The sequence below is a fragment of the Pseudomonas fitomaticsae genome, assembly GCF_021018765.1.
Classification (GTDB): domain Bacteria; phylum Pseudomonadota; class Gammaproteobacteria; order Pseudomonadales; family Pseudomonadaceae; genus Aquipseudomonas; species Aquipseudomonas fitomaticsae.
Window position 1 is genome coordinate 5,567,796 of sequence record NZ_CP075567.1, and the last position, 13,110, is coordinate 5,580,905.

Here is a 13,110-nt window from a genome sequence, read left to right on the forward strand (position 1 = left end):
TAATAGCCCGCAAACCGGTCTGCGCGACGGGTTACGCGTCTTTTTGCTGATCCAGCGCCACCTGATACAGCACGTTTTTGCGCTCACCGGTGATTTGCGCCGCCAGGGCCGCCGCACGCTTGAGCGGCATCTCTTCCAGCAACAGGTTAAGGATGCGCATCGCCTCGCTGCTGACGGCGTCTTCGGATTCCGGCGCGGTCCAGCCCGCCACCACCACAACACATTCGCCACGCTGCTGATTGCTGTCGGCCTCGACGAATGCCCGCAACTCGCTCAGCGGCAATCCCTTGAGTGTTTCAAAAGTCTTGGTGATTTCGCGAGCGAGCAATGCCGGACGATCAGCACCGAATACCGCTTCCATATCTTGCAGGCATTCCAGAATACGATGCGGCGCCTCGTAGAAAATCAATGTGCGCGGCTCTTCCTTGATAGCTTCCAGGCGCGCCTTGCGCCCCACGGCCTTGGCCGGCAAAAAGCCTTCGAAGATAAAACGGTCGGACGGCAGACCGGCAGCCGACAACGCCGCGATCAAAGCGCACGCGCCCGGTACCGGCACCACATTGATCCCGGCGGCACGGGCCTGACGCACGAGGTGATAACCGGGATCGGAAATAAGCGGCGTACCGGCGTCGGAAATCAGCGCGACATTATCACCTGCCAACAGTCGGGTAATGAAACGACTGCCTTCATCCCGTTCGTTGTGCTCGTGACAGGCCGCCAGCGGCGTGGAGATGCCAAAGTGCTGCATCAGGCGCTGGGAATGGCGCGTGTCTTCGGCGGCAATCAGTGCCACCTCACGCAGGATCTTCAACGCCCGGGCGCTGATGTCATCCAGGTTGCCGATGGGCGTCGCCACCACATAAAGCGAGCCCGCAGCGGAATTCAAAGGACCTGGAGCAGTCAAAGCGCACACCTCATGATCGGTAAAAGCCGCCATTGTAGCGCGTCGCGCGCCGGACAATGCGTCCGGGTCGGACACGGTTTGTCGCACCATTGTGAGACTGCGCACTCTTTGTATCAGCTAAATTGACGGTTTCTCGCCAGTAACATCGCGCCCCGGCCAGTGCTTGGGTACAATTCGACGCTAATTTGATCGAGTATCAGGAACACTTACATGATCGCTTGCCTGCGGCTGTTCACTGCCCTCTGCCTCGCTGCCTTGCTGGCGGCTTGCGCCAGCTCCCCTTCCTCCAGCCTTGGCGAACTTCCACGGACTCCGGATGCCACCATCGAGCAACTGCTCGAACAGGCTGCCCAGGCCAAATCGCCGGACAAGGCTGCGCTGCTGCGCCTGAGTGCGGCAGACATGGCGTACCGCCAGGGCAATGCCGGACAGTCCGCGCAAATCCTGCAGCAAGTGCCGATGGAACAACTCCAGCCGGGCCAGCAGGCATTCGCCAGCACGCTGTCTGCTGAACTGGCCATGACCCGCAATCAGCCGAAAGCCGCGCTGACTGCCTTGAGCCATCCAAGCCTGCAACGCCTGAGCGAAATGTCGGTTCCGCTGCAAGTTCGCGCCGGCACCGTTCACGCCCGCGCTCTTGAAGCCGACGGCCAGACCCTGGCGGCCGCCCGCGAGCGCATCTTCATCGCGCCGATGCTGGAAGGTGAAGCCGCCAGCAAGAACCACGAAGCGATCTGGACCCTGATTGCGTCGCTGCCGGCCGATCAACTGCAAGCGAACACCACCGATGACCTCGGCGGCTGGATGAGCCTGGCCCTGGCGGTGAAAACCGCCGGCACTCTGGAGCAACAGCAAGCCGCCATCGACAACTGGCGCAACCAGCATCCGAAACACCCAGCTGCGATCAACCTGCCGCTGCCCCTGACCAAACTCAAGGAACTGGCCAGCCAGCCCCTGAGCAAGATCGCCCTGCTGCTGCCACAGGACGGCCAGTTGGCATCGGTCGGCAAGGCCCTGCGTGACGGCTTCATGGCCGCGCACTATCAGGCTCAGCAAGCCGGCCAGAAACCACCGGCCATCGAGTTCTATGACAGCTCGAAACTGACCAACCTCGACGAGTTCTACCGCAAGGCCCAGGCCGATGGCGTGCAACTGGTCGTAGGCCCGCTGGAGAAGCCACTGGTCAAACAGCTGAGCACTCGCCCGCAACTGCCGATCACCACCCTCGCCCTGAACTACAGCGAAGGCGATCAAGGCCCGGCGCAGCTGTTCCAGTTCGGTCTGGCTGCAGAAGACGAAGCCCGCGAAGTCTCCCGCCGCGCCCGTGCCGACGGCCTGCATCGCGCCGCCATCATGGTGCCGAAGGGCGAATGGGGCGACCGCGTCCTGCGCGCCTTCAGCCAGGACTGGCAAGCCAACGGCGGCAGCATCGTCGCTACCGAGCGTGTCGATCAGCCGGTACAACTGGCCCAGCAGATCGCCGACATGTTCCAGCTGCGTCAGAGCGAAGCTCGCGCCAAGAGCCTGCAGAATGCCGCCGGCACCAACGTTGCCGCCCAGCCTTCGCGTCGCCAGGACATCGAATTCATCTTCCTCGCCGCCACCCCGCAGCAGGCGCAGCAGATCAAGCCGACCCTGAACTTCCAGTACGCCGGTGACGTGCCGGTCTACGCGACCTCCCACGTGTTCAGCGCCAGCGGCGACGTGAACCAGTACAACGACATGAACGGCGTGCGCTTCTGCGAAACCCCGTGGCTGCTGGAAACCAGCGATCCGCTGCGTCAGCAGGTTACCGCGCAATGGCCACAAGCCGCCGGCAGCCTCGGTCGTCTGTATGCGATGGGCGTCGATGCCTACCGCCTGGCGCCACGCCTGGATCAGCTCAAGACACTGCCGGACAGCCGCATCGAAGGTCAGTCGGGCAGCCTGGGCATGACCCAGTCCCAACGCGTCGTCCGTCAGCTGCCATGGGCGCAGTTCGTCAGCGGTCAGATCCAGCGCCTGCCGGACACTCCACGCTGATGCCCGACAGGTCACACCTGCAAAGCGGCAAGGATGCCGAGCGCCAGGCGCTCGAGCATCTGCAACACCAGGGTCTGCGCCTGCTGGCGCAGAACTGGTTATGCAAACGCGGTGAGCTTGATCTGGTCATGCTTGATGGCGATACAGTAGTATTCGTCGAAGTCCGTTACCGAAAGAACACTCAATGGGGTGGCGCACTCGACAGCATCGATGGGCGCAAACGGCAGAAACTGATTTTCGCCGCACAGTATTTTCTTCAGCGCGAGTCGCGTTGGGCCAATTCCCCCTGCCGCTTCGACGTGGTGGCCATCGACAGCCACCAGGGTCAGCTGAACTGGTTGCAGAATGCGTTCGACAGTTGACCGCCTGCTCCGACCCGGACACTTTCACTCAACACTTTTGCTCTTTGCTTTGCGGGCTGCACATTCACGTGCCGGACAGCCGCGCTAATTAAGGTCACACAGATGGACATGCAATCCCGAATTCGCCAGCTTTTCCAGGCCAGCATCGACACCAAGCAACAGGCGATGGACGTACTTGCACCGCACATCGAGCAAGCCAGCCAGGTGATGGTCAACGCCCTGCTCAACGAGGGCAAAATGCTCTCGTGCGGTAACGGCGGCTCGGCCGGCGATGCCCAGCACTTCTCCTCGGAACTGCTCAACCGTTTCGAGCGTGAGCGCCCTAGCCTGCCGGCGATAGCGCTGACCACCGACAGCTCGACCATCACCTCGATCGCCAACGACTACAGCTACAACGAAGTGTTCTCCAAGCAGATCCGCGCACTCGGCCAGCCGGGTGACGTATTGCTGGCCATTTCGACCAGTGGCAACTCGGCGAACATTATTCAGGCGATCCAGGCCGCACATGATCGCGAAATGATTGTCGTAGCATTGACCGGACGCGATGGCGGCGGCATGGCTTCGCTGCTGCTGCCCGAAGACGTCGAGATTCGCGTACCGGCCAACGTCACCGCACGTATTCAGGAAGTCCACTTGCTGGCGATCCATTGCCTTTGCGATCTGATCGACAGCCAACTGTTCGGGAGTGAAGAATGACCCCTAATCGCCTTGGCCTTCTGGCCTTGACCCTGTGCCTCGGCATCAGCGGCTGCACCTCGGTGGTGAATGCCAGCCGTGAAGCGCCGATCGAAGACGACCGTGGCACCCGCACTTTCGGCAGCAAGATCGATGACTCGCTGATCGAAACCAAAGTCGGCGTCAACGTGGCCAAGGCCGATCCGGCCCTGGACAACGATTCGCACATCGTCGTCACCAGCTTCAACGGTGTCGTGCTGCTGGCCGGCCAGACCCCGCGCGCAGACCTCAAGGAAAAGGCCGAACAGGCCGCCGCCAACGTTCAGCGCGTGAAAAAGGTCCATAACGAACTGCAAGTGATCGCACCTTCTGGCTTCATTGCCCGCCAGAACGACTCCTGGCTGACCACCAAGATCAAGACCCAGATGCTCGCCGATGCCAGCATTCCCGGCTCGCGCATCAAGGTCGTGACCGAGAACGGCATCGTCTATCTGCTGGGCCTGCTGACCAAACAGGAAGCCGCCCAGGCGACCAACCTGGTTCAGGGCGTCTCCGGCGTGCAGAAAATTGTGAAGCTGTTCGAATACATCGACTGACCCGCAAAATGCAGGCACAAAAAAGGCGATCCAACCGGATCGCCTTTTTTATTACTTCACCACTTTCAGGCTTGGCCGGCCGCTTGGGCGCGGCGGCTCGCTGTCCGGTGGCGGAACATCGTCATCCTGCTCGATCTCGTCTTCGTCATCCATCGGCGACTCCAGATCGAACACCATGCCCTGACCGTTTTCCCGAGCGTAGATCCCCAGGATTGCAGCAATCGGCACGTACAGGCTGTGCGGGACGCCGCCGAAGCGACCTTCGAAGGTCACAACGTCGTTGTCCATGTGCAAGTGCCGCACGGCACTTGGCGAAATGTTCAGGACAATCTGCCCGTCACTGGCAAATCCCTGTGGCACCTGCACCGCCGGGTACTCGGAATTGACCAGCATGTGCGGGGTGCAATCGTTATCCACAATCCACTCGTAGAGCGCGCGGACCAGATAAGGTCGACTGGAGTTCATAGCGGCTCCTTAAGCCTTAGCGCATGTCGCGTTCGACACCAGACAGACTCGCCTGGAATGCCTCACGCGCAAACTGACGCTCCATATAATCAAGCAGCGGCTTGGCCGGCCGCGGCAGTTCTATACCCAGAATCGGCAAACGCCAGAGTATTGGCAATAGGCAGCAATCCACCAGACTTTGTTCCTCACTGAGGAAAAACGGCTTGTCGGCAAACAGCGGCGACACGCCCGTCAGGCTTTCGCGCAATTCCTTGCGCGCCACGGCCCGGGCCGCTTCCTTGGTGCGCGAATCCAGAATCAGATCCACCAGACCACACCAGTCACGCTGAATGCGGTGAATCAGCAGACGACTGTTGGCACGCGCCACCGGGTACACGGGCATCAATGGCGGATGCGGGTAACGCTCATCCAGGTACTCCATCACCACGGTCGACTCCCACAACGCCAGGTCGCGATCGACCAACGTCGGGAGACTCCCGTAAGGGTTCACCTCAATCAGTTTAGGCGGCTGACGACCAGCCTCCACAAAAATGATTTCGGCGCTGACACCCTTCTCTGCAAGCACGATGCGCACTCGGTGGGAATAGTGGTCGGCGGGGTCGGAGTAACAGGCCAACCGATTGGTCACGCCCATGGCGATCCTCCTCGCTTGTTGAAATAGTCGGAGCCGGAAAAACGCGCGCGCCCAGAGGGCGCCTCCCGCAACACCCGGCAGACCCGGCGTTGCATTTTCAGAGGCGCCCTTGGGCGCGCGCGATTAACAGCAATTGCTTGAAGCGTTATCAGTGCACGTCTTTCCAGTATTCGCGCTTGAGCAGGTAGGCGAACACAAAGAAGAACGCCAGGTACAGCAAGACGTAAGTACCGATGCGCTGATGTTGCAGCTTAACCGGGTTAGCCGAGTAAGCCAGGAAGGTTACCAGATTCTTGACCTTCTCATCGAATTGCTCTTCGTTCAGTGTGCCGGTTTTCGGCACGATGGTCAGTTGATCGCAGGCCTCATGAGTCAAAGGCGTACCGGTCAGCGGATCGTACTGCTTCTTGCCATCCTCGACGATCTGCACCTGTTTGCAACCCACGACCTGACGACCTTGCAGGCCGACCAGCACGTTAGGCATGCCGACGTTCGGGAAGACCTTGTTGTTCACGCCCCATGGACGCGCCGGATCCTCGTAGAACGAACGCAGATATCCATACAGCCAGTCGGTACCACGAACACGCGCCACCAGGGTCAGGTCCGGCGGCGCCGCACCGAACCAGGTCTTGGCGTCGGCCGGCTGCATACCGATGTTCATGTGGTCGCCGATCTTGGCACCGGTGAACACCAGCTTCTCCAGCATCATTTCGTGCGGAACGCCGAGATCATCGGCAACGCGCTCGTAACGCTGGAACTTGGCACTGTGGCAACCCATGCAATAGTTGGCAAAGGTGCGTGCGCCATCCTGCAAGGCAGCCTTGTCGGAAACGTCGATGTCGACTTTTTCCAGTTCCGGACCACCGTGTTCCGCAGCAAAGGACAGCACAGGCAGAGCAGCAAAAATCAGAGCAAAAAATAACTTTTTCATCAGCCAGTCACCCTTTCCGGAACCGGTTTGGTCTTCTCGAGCCTGGTGTAGAACGGCATCAGAATGAAGTAGGCGAAGTACAGGAAGGTGCAGATCTGCGACACCAGCGTGCGCTCCGGCGTCGGGGCCAGAACACCCAGAATGCCGAGGATCACGAAGGAAATGCAGAACACCACCAGCCAGACTTTGCTCATCCAGCCTTTGTAACGCATCGACTTGACCGGACTGCGGTCGAGCCACGGCAGGACGAACAGCACCGCAATCGCCGCCCCCATGGCGATAACGCCCATGAGCTTGTCAGGAACCGCACGCAAGATCGCGTAGAACGGTGTGAAGTACCAGACCGGTGCAATGTGCTCTGGCGTCTTGAACGGGTTGGCTTGCTCGAAGTTTGGTTTTTCGAGGAAGTAGCCACCCATTTCCGGGAAGAAGAACACAATGAAGCAGAAGATGAACAGGAAGACCACCACACCGACGATGTCTTTCACAGTGTAGTACGGGTGGAAAGCGATGCCGTCCAGCGGGACACCGTTTTCGTCCTTGTGCTTCTTGATGTCCACGCCGTCCGGGTTGTTCGAACCCACTTCGTGCAGCGCCAGAATGTGCAGCACCACCAGACCGAGAATCACGATCGGCAAGGCCACCACGTGCAGGGCGAAGAAGCGGTTCAGGGTGATTCCGGAAATCAGGTAGTCACCACGGATCCACTGGGTCAGGTCGTTGCCGATTACCGGAATCGCGCCGAACAACGAGATGATCACCTGGGCGCCCCAGTAGGACATCTGACCCCATGGCAGCAGGTAGCCCATGAAAGCTTCAGCCATCAGCGCCAGATAGATCAGCATGCCGAACACCCACACCAGCTCCCGCGGCTTCTGGTATGAACCGTAGAGCAGGCCACGGAACATGTGCAGATAGACCACGATGAAGAACGCCGAAGCGCCGGTGGAGTGGAGCAAACGCAGGATCGAGCCGTACTCGACGTCGCGCATGATGTATTCGACCGAGGCAAACGCCTCTTCCGCCGACGGGGTGTAGCTCATGGTCAGCCAGACACCGGTGACGATCTGGTTGACCAGAACGAGCAGTGCCAGCGAGCCGAAGAAGTAGAAGAAGTTGAAATTTTTTGGTGCGTAATACTTGCTGAGATGGTCTTCCCACATTTTGGTGGCGGGGAAGCGCGCATCAACCCAATCCATGAACTTGCTCATCACGCTTTCTCCGTATCGACGCCAATGACAATCAGGTCATCGGTCTCATAGGAATGCGGGGGTACTGGCAGGTTCAAAGGCGCAGGTTGCGACTTGTAGACGCGGCCAGCCAGATCGTAGTGGGAACCGTGGCAAGGGCAGAAATAGCCGCCTACCCAGTCTTTGCCCAGATCCGCGGGTGCCACTTCGGGACGGAAGGTCGGTGAGCAACCCAGGTGAGTGCAGATCCCGATCAGCAGCAGGATTTCCGGCTTGATCGAACGCACTTCAGGGTCGACATAGGTGGGTTGCGTGGAGTTTTTGGAGGTCGGATCGGAGAGCTGGCCCTCGATCTTCTTGAGATTCCCCAGGATTTCCGCAGTACGGCGAACAATGAATACCGGCTGGCCGCGCCATTCAGCAATCATCTGCTGTCCGGGCTCGATCTTGCTGACATTCACTTTCACCGGTGCGCCGGCAGCCTTCGCCTTGGCACTGGGAAACCATGACCCCACGAACGGGACCGCAGCCCCCACCGCTCCTGCAGCACCCACCACGGATGTGGCCGCTACCAAGAAGCGACGCCGGCCTGCATTCACGCCGTCATTGCTCATTCAGTCCTCTCCCATCAGCTTTGTGGCCTGTTAAATCAGGCATCTACTAAATATGAAACAATGTACTTATAAAAATTTTGCCGAATGGTAATGAAAACCCCCAATTCTGACAAGGTAATTACCCGGAGGGCTGGCCCTCAAGCCTTGTAGTATAGGGGGTCTACGAATGTGGCAAGTTGTCACAGCGCAATTATTCAAGAAATCGCACGCATAAAAAAACGCCCGGTTCCGTGAGGAATCGGGCGTTCTTTTTGAACGTGGAAGCGAAATTAACGCTTCGAGTACTGCGGACGCTTACGCGCTTTGCGCAGACCAACTTTCTTACGTTCAACTTCACGGGCGTCGCGAGTAACGAAGCCGGCTTTGCGCAGAGCGCTACGCAGGGTTTCGTCGTAGTCCATCAGAGCGCGAGTGATGCCGTGGCGGATTGCGCCAGCCTGACCACTTACACCACCACCGACGACGGTGACGTAGATGTCGAACTTCTCGACAGTCTCAGTCAGTTCCAGCGGCTGACGAACTACCATGCGGGCAGTTTCGCGACCGAAGAACGTGTCCAGGGAGCGGTTGTTGATGGAGATGTTACCAGTACCCGGACGCAGGAAAACGCGTGCGGTTGCGGTCTTGCGACGGCCAGTGCCGTAATTTTGAGTCGCCGACATAATGAACTATTCCGTTAAATCTTCAGTTCTTGGGGCTGCTGAGCAGTATGAGGGTGTGCAGCGCCCGCATAGACTTTCAGCTTACGGTACATGTCGCGACCCAGCGGGTTTTTAGGCAGCATGCCTTTAACCGCGGTCTCGATCACGCGCTCAGGGGCCTTGGCGATCAGCTTTTCAAAGTTGATCGACTTGATGCCGCCCGGGAAACCGGAGTGGGAGTAGTACATTTTGTCAGTGGTTTTAGCACCGGTAACACGGATCTGCTCAGCGTTGATTACGACGATGTAGTCGCCGGTGTCAACGTGAGGAGTGTACTCAGGCTTGTGCTTGCCACGCAGACGGCTCGCGATTTCGGTGGCCAGACGACCCAGGGTCTGACCAGCAGCGTCGACGACAAACCAGTCGCGCTTTACTGTTTCCGGTTTAGCAGTAAAAGTTTTCATTCTTTATAGCCTCAGGGGCCGCCTGTAAATAAGACGGCGGATCTTACTGAATAGTGCGTACTTTGACAAGTCAAAGGCAGCCGGATACAGACGCTTTCGGGGGCTCGGGTCGGCGCGTCCGTTCAACGGCAAGATTCTTCGGCGGCGGCGCATCACTTCCACTGCAGAAAGAGGTCGGCAATTATGCAGATTGCGAAAAAAATTTCAACCTGCTTTTATGCTTGTTTTGCCCAAGGAGCACCCGATGGACTATCGCCAGCTAGGCCGTACCGACCTGAACGTGAGTGCAATCTGCCTCGGCACCATGACCTGGGGCGAGCAAAACACTGAAGCTGAAGCCTTCGCCCAGATCGAACGGGCAAAAGAGGCCGGGATCAATTTCCTCGACACCGCCGAGATGTACCCGGTGCCACCGAAAGCCGAAACCTACGCCACCACCGAGCGCTACATCGGCAACTACTTCAAAAGCCGCGGCGACCGCGCCGACTGGATCCTCGCCAGCAAGATCGCCGGCCCCGGCAACACCATCGACTACATCCGCGACAAAAACCTGCGCCACAACCGCCAGCACATCACCGAAGCCGTGGACGCCAGCCTCAAGCGCCTGCAGACCGACTACATCGACCTGTATCAATTGCACTGGCCGGAGCGCAGCACCAACTTTTTCGGACAACTGGGCTACAAGCACCAGACCGAAGCCAACCTGACGCCCCTCGAAGACACCCTTGAAGCGCTCGATGAGCAGGTGAAGGCCGGCAAGATCCGCCACATCGGCCTGTCCAACGAAACGCCGTGGGGCACCATGCGTTTTCTGGCCCTGGCCGAAGCCCGTGGCTGGCCGCGCGCCGTGTCGATCCAGAACCCGTACAACCTGCTCAACCGCAGTTTCGAGATCGGCCTGGCGGAAATCGCCATCCGAGAGCAATGCGGCCTGCTCGCCTATTCGCCGCTGGCGTTCGGTTTCCTGTCGGGCAAGTACGAAGGTGGGGCGCGTCCGCCAAAAGGTCGCCTGAGCCTCTACAGCCGCTTCAGCCGTTATTTCAACCCTCAATCGGAAGCGGCATGCAGCCGTTACGTGGCACTGGCCCGTGAACACGGTCTGGATCCGGCGCAAATGGCCCTGGCGTTTGTGAATCAGCAACCGTTCGTCACCAGCAACATCATCGGGGCGACGACGCTGGAGCAACTGGACAGCAACATCGCCAGCTACGATCTGAAACTGTCGAGGGAAGTGCTGGAAGGGATCGAAGCGATCCATAAGGATCATCCGAACCCGGCGCCATAATCCAGGACGATGATCGTTCCCACGCGCGTGGGAACGATCACGCTGCATTACAGCGACCGCGCAATGATCTCCTTCATGATTTCATTGGTGCCGGCATAGATCCGCTGCACCCGTGCATCCGCCCAGGCCCGGGCCACCGGGTATTCCCACATGAAACCGTAGCCGCCATGCAGTTGCACGCACTCGTCGAGCACCTTGCATTGCAGATCGGTGCCCCAGTACTTGGCCATCGCCGCCGTCGGCACGTCGAGCTTGCCTCGCAGGTGCAGCTCCAGGCAGCGGTCGACGAACACCCGGCCGATCTGAATCTCGGTGGCCATTTCCGCCAGTTTGAAGCGGGTATTCTGGAAGTCGGCAATCGATTTGCCGAACGCCTTGCGCTCGCGGGTGTAATCCAGCGTCCATTGCAGCGCCGCCTCGGCTGAAGCCAGACCGCCAATCGCCACGGTCAGACGCTCCTGCGGCAGTTCCTGCATCAGATAGGCAAACCCTGCCCCGGCCTGACCCAGTAGGTTTTCTTTCGGCACTCGCACGTCCTGGAAGAACAATTCCGACGTGTCCTGAGCCTTCATTCCGACCTTCTCCAGGCGCTTGCCCTTGTCGAAGCCCGGCGTGTTCGCCTCCACCAGAAACAGGCTGGTGCCCTTGGCGCCGGCGTTGGGATCGGTCTTGGCGACGACGATCACCAGATCCGCCAGGAAGCCATTGGTGATAAAGGTTTTCGAGCCGTTGATCACGTATTCGTCGCCATCCAGCACCGCCGTGGTCTTGACCCCTTGCAGGTCGGAACCGGCGCCCGGCTCGGTCATGGCGATCGCGGCGACCATCTCGCCGGACACCAGTTTCGGCAGGTATTTCTGCTTCAGCGCCTCACTGCCGTAATGCAGGATGTACGGCGCGACGATGTCCGAATGCAGTGAAAAACCGATGCCGGTCAGCCCCAGCCGCCCTACTTCTTCGATGACCACCGCACTGTACAGAAAGTCCGCCCCCAACCCGCCGTACTCCTCCGGCAGATGCGAGCAGAGCATCCCCGCCTCCCCCGCCTTGTTCCACAGTTTGCGGTCGATGTAGCCTTGCTTTTCCCATTGCCCATGGAACGGCACGGCCTCTTTTTCGAGGAATGTTCTTACGCTGTCGCGGAACAATTCGTGCTCGGAGCTGAACAAGGTTCTGGGAATCATGCGGCACCTTTTCTTTATTGTTGGAGGGATCAGACCTTCAGAGACTAAGCCTCGCTTCCGATACAGGACACTGGACACATCCGACAAAAAATAAGACGATCCAGCCGTCTGGTGACCACTTTCCCTTATAAAAACAAAAGTTGAATTATGTCCAAGCAAGTCTCCACGCCCTTGCGGCGCGTCAGCATCCTGGCGATCGACCGGGTTTTCGCTTCCACCCTCATGCAAGCCAAGGATTTCTTCCATCTGGCCAGCCTGCGTTACGGCAAACAACTGGGCCACGGCCTGACTCCGGCGTTCGAAACCCGCCTGGTCAGCCCCGACGGCAAACCGGTGAACAGCTTCAGTGACGTGGTCATGCCGGTGGACGGCGGTCTGGAAAACGCCGACGTCATCATCCTCCCGGCTTTCTGGGACGATTTCGATACGCTGTGCCAACGTTATCCACAGATCCTGCCGTGGCTGCGCGAGCAACACACCCGGGGCGCTGTGCTCTGCGGCGAAGCCACCGGGGTGTTCTGGCTGGCCGAGGCCGGGTTGCTCAACGGCAAGGAAGCGACCACCTACTGGCGCTTCTTCAATGCCTTCGCCGAGCGCTTTCCGCAGGTCTATCTCAATCAGGACAAACACCTGACCGACGCCGACAACCTGTATTGCGCCGGCGGTACCACCTCCGCCTGCGATCTCTACATTTACCTGATCGAGCGCTTCTGCGGCGCCAACGTGGCACAGGCAGTGGCCCGCGACATTCTCTATGAAGTGCAGCGCAGCTACGCCCCGGGACGCATCGGTTTCGGCGGCCAGAAACTGCACCAGGACGTGATCATCCTGCAGATCCAGCACTGGCTCGAAGAGCATTTCGCCGACAAGTTCCGTTTCGAGGACGTGGCGCGCGAGCACGGCATGAGCATCCGCAACTTCATGCGCCGCTTCCAGACCGCCACCGGCGACAAGCCGCTGCACTATCTGCAACGGCTGCGCATCGAGACCGCCAAGGGCTTGCTCTCCGGCAGCCGCAAAAGCATCAAGACCATCAGCTACGAAGTCGGCTACGACGATGCGAGCTTCTTCGCACGGCTGTTCCGCCAGCACACCGAACTGTCGCCGAACCAGTACCGGCAGCAGTTCCAGCAAGCTGCCTGA

The 13,110-nt window shown here is 59.4% G+C and carries 15 protein-coding genes; 6 read left to right on the forward strand and 9 right to left on the reverse strand.

Annotated elements, in window-relative coordinates; genetic code table 11:
- Window positions 1-31 precede the first annotated feature (31 nt).
- Window positions 32-937, reverse strand: coding sequence for a 16S rRNA (cytidine(1402)-2'-O)-methyltransferase (rsmI, locus tag KJY40_RS25135; protein ID WP_074690999.1), 906 nt, complete (start codon window positions 935-937; stop codon window positions 32-34).
- Window positions 938-1,114: 177 nt separating this feature from the next.
- Here rsmI and KJY40_RS25140 point away from each other — a divergent pair, with 177 nt between their 5' ends.
- The 4 genes from KJY40_RS25140 to KJY40_RS25155 all read left to right on the forward strand — a co-directional run bounded on the left by KJY40_RS25140 (window position 1,115) and on the right by KJY40_RS25155 (window position 4,559).
- Entirely contained in the window at window positions 1,115-2,926 is a 1,812-nt protein-coding gene (locus KJY40_RS25140; protein WP_230733421.1) for a penicillin-binding protein activator, read from the forward strand.
- Window positions 2,926-3,288 carry a YraN family protein gene (locus KJY40_RS25145; RefSeq protein ID WP_007956783.1) on the forward strand — a complete coding sequence of 121 codons (363 nt, stop codon included), beginning with the start codon at window positions 2,926-2,928 and terminating at the stop codon, window positions 3,286-3,288. Before KJY40_RS25140 ends, KJY40_RS25145 begins: the two co-directional genes overlap by 1 nt.
- Before the next feature lie 102 nt (window positions 3,289-3,390).
- Window positions 3,391-3,984 carry a phosphoheptose isomerase gene (locus KJY40_RS25150; RefSeq protein WP_007928463.1) on the forward strand — a complete coding sequence of 198 codons (594 nt, stop codon included), beginning with the start codon at window positions 3,391-3,393 and terminating at the stop codon, window positions 3,982-3,984.
- The gene (locus KJY40_RS25155) at window positions 3,981-4,559 is read left to right on the forward strand and encodes a BON domain-containing protein (protein ID WP_085606924.1); all 579 of its coding nucleotides are present in this window, start codon (window positions 3,981-3,983) and stop codon (window positions 4,557-4,559) included. The genes KJY40_RS25150 and KJY40_RS25155 overlap by 4 nt, the downstream gene beginning before the upstream one ends.
- A 51-nt stretch (window positions 4,560-4,610) precedes the next feature.
- On the opposite strand, the gene KJY40_RS25160 is transcribed toward KJY40_RS25155, so the two are convergent.
- The 7 genes from KJY40_RS25160 to rplM all read right to left on the reverse strand — a co-directional run bounded on the left by KJY40_RS25160 (window position 4,611) and on the right by rplM (window position 9,498).
- Entirely contained in the window at window positions 4,611-5,024 is a 414-nt protein-coding gene (locus tag KJY40_RS25160; protein ID WP_007956787.1) for a ClpXP protease specificity-enhancing factor, read from the reverse strand.
- A gap of 16 nt (window positions 5,025-5,040) precedes the next feature.
- Window positions 5,041-5,658 carry a glutathione S-transferase N-terminal domain-containing protein gene (locus tag KJY40_RS25165; RefSeq protein ID WP_011335872.1) on the reverse strand — a complete coding sequence of 206 codons (618 nt, stop codon included), beginning with the start codon at window positions 5,656-5,658 and terminating at the stop codon, window positions 5,041-5,043.
- Window positions 5,659-5,806: 148 nt separating this feature from the next.
- Window positions 5,807-6,589, reverse strand: coding sequence for a cytochrome c1 (locus KJY40_RS25170; protein ID WP_064383969.1), 783 nt, complete (start codon window positions 6,587-6,589; stop codon window positions 5,807-5,809).
- Window positions 6,589-7,800 (reverse strand): cytochrome b, encoded by a 1,212-nt coding sequence (locus tag KJY40_RS25175; RefSeq protein WP_230733422.1) that lies wholly within the window; start codon window positions 7,798-7,800, stop codon window positions 6,589-6,591. Before KJY40_RS25175 ends, KJY40_RS25170 begins: the two co-directional genes overlap by 1 nt.
- Window positions 7,800-8,393 (reverse strand): ubiquinol-cytochrome c reductase iron-sulfur subunit, encoded by a 594-nt coding sequence (gene petA / locus KJY40_RS25180; protein ID WP_003228055.1) that lies wholly within the window; start codon window positions 8,391-8,393, stop codon window positions 7,800-7,802. The genes KJY40_RS25175 and petA overlap by 1 nt, the downstream gene beginning before the upstream one ends.
- A gap of 269 nt (window positions 8,394-8,662) precedes the next feature.
- Window positions 8,663-9,055 (reverse strand): 30S ribosomal protein S9, encoded by a 393-nt coding sequence (gene rpsI / locus KJY40_RS25185; RefSeq protein ID WP_230733423.1) that lies wholly within the window; start codon window positions 9,053-9,055, stop codon window positions 8,663-8,665.
- Window positions 9,056-9,069: 14 nt separating this feature from the next.
- Complete coding sequence (gene rplM / locus KJY40_RS25190) at window positions 9,070-9,498, reverse strand: 50S ribosomal protein L13 (RefSeq protein WP_003228062.1); 429 nt, start codon at window positions 9,496-9,498, stop codon at window positions 9,070-9,072.
- 244 nt (window positions 9,499-9,742) lie between these two features.
- On the opposite strand from rplM, the gene KJY40_RS25195 reads away from it, so the two are divergent.
- A complete protein-coding gene (locus KJY40_RS25195; protein WP_230733425.1) occupies window positions 9,743-10,783 on the forward strand; it encodes an NADP(H)-dependent aldo-keto reductase in 1,041 nt (346 codons plus the stop codon).
- Between the two features lie 47 nt (window positions 10,784-10,830).
- Here KJY40_RS25195 and KJY40_RS25200 read toward each other — a convergent pair whose 3' ends face one another.
- On the reverse strand, window positions 10,831-11,967 hold the full coding sequence (locus KJY40_RS25200; protein WP_230733428.1) for an acyl-CoA dehydrogenase family protein: 1,137 nt from the start codon (window positions 11,965-11,967) through the stop codon (window positions 10,831-10,833).
- 246 nt (window positions 11,968-12,213) lie between these two features.
- Between KJY40_RS25200 and KJY40_RS25205 the strand changes: the two genes are divergently transcribed.
- Complete coding sequence (locus tag KJY40_RS25205; protein WP_221615429.1) at window positions 12,214-13,110, forward strand: GlxA family transcriptional regulator; 897 nt, start codon at window positions 12,214-12,216, stop codon at window positions 13,108-13,110.

Excerpts from the sequence above, each read along its gene's own strand:
- rsmI (WP_074690999.1), bottom strand. The coding sequence starts at position 937 with ATGGCGGCTTTTACCGATCATGAGGTGTGCGCTTTGACTGCTCCAGGT.
- KJY40_RS25140 (WP_230733421.1), top strand. The coding sequence starts at position 1,115 with ATGATCGCTTGCCTGCGGCTGTTCACTGCCCTCTGCCTCGCTGCCTTG.
- KJY40_RS25145 (WP_007956783.1), top strand. The coding sequence starts at position 2,926 with ATGCCCGACAGGTCACACCTGCAAAGCGGCAAGGATGCCGAGCGCCAG.
- KJY40_RS25150 (WP_007928463.1), top strand. The coding sequence starts at position 3,391 with ATGGACATGCAATCCCGAATTCGCCAGCTTTTCCAGGCCAGCATCGAC.
- KJY40_RS25155 (WP_085606924.1), top strand. The coding sequence starts at position 3,981 with ATGACCCCTAATCGCCTTGGCCTTCTGGCCTTGACCCTGTGCCTCGGC.
- KJY40_RS25160 (WP_007956787.1), bottom strand. The coding sequence starts at position 5,024 with ATGAACTCCAGTCGACCTTATCTGGTCCGCGCGCTCTACGAGTGGATT.
- KJY40_RS25165 (WP_011335872.1), bottom strand. The coding sequence starts at position 5,658 with ATGGGCGTGACCAATCGGTTGGCCTGTTACTCCGACCCCGCCGACCAC.
- KJY40_RS25170 (WP_064383969.1), bottom strand. The coding sequence starts at position 6,589 with ATGAAAAAGTTATTTTTTGCTCTGATTTTTGCTGCTCTGCCTGTGCTG.
- KJY40_RS25175 (WP_230733422.1), bottom strand. The coding sequence starts at position 7,800 with ATGAGCAAGTTCATGGATTGGGTTGATGCGCGCTTCCCCGCCACCAAA.
- petA (WP_003228055.1), bottom strand. The coding sequence starts at position 8,393 with ATGAGCAATGACGGCGTGAATGCAGGCCGGCGTCGCTTCTTGGTAGCG.
- rpsI (WP_230733423.1), bottom strand. The coding sequence starts at position 9,055 with ATGTCGGCGACTCAAAATTACGGCACTGGCCGTCGCAAGACCGCAACC.
- rplM (WP_003228062.1), bottom strand. The coding sequence starts at position 9,498 with ATGAAAACTTTTACTGCTAAACCGGAAACAGTAAAGCGCGACTGGTTT.
- KJY40_RS25195 (WP_230733425.1), top strand. The coding sequence starts at position 9,743 with ATGGACTATCGCCAGCTAGGCCGTACCGACCTGAACGTGAGTGCAATC.
- KJY40_RS25200 (WP_230733428.1), bottom strand. The coding sequence starts at position 11,967 with ATGATTCCCAGAACCTTGTTCAGCTCCGAGCACGAATTGTTCCGCGAC.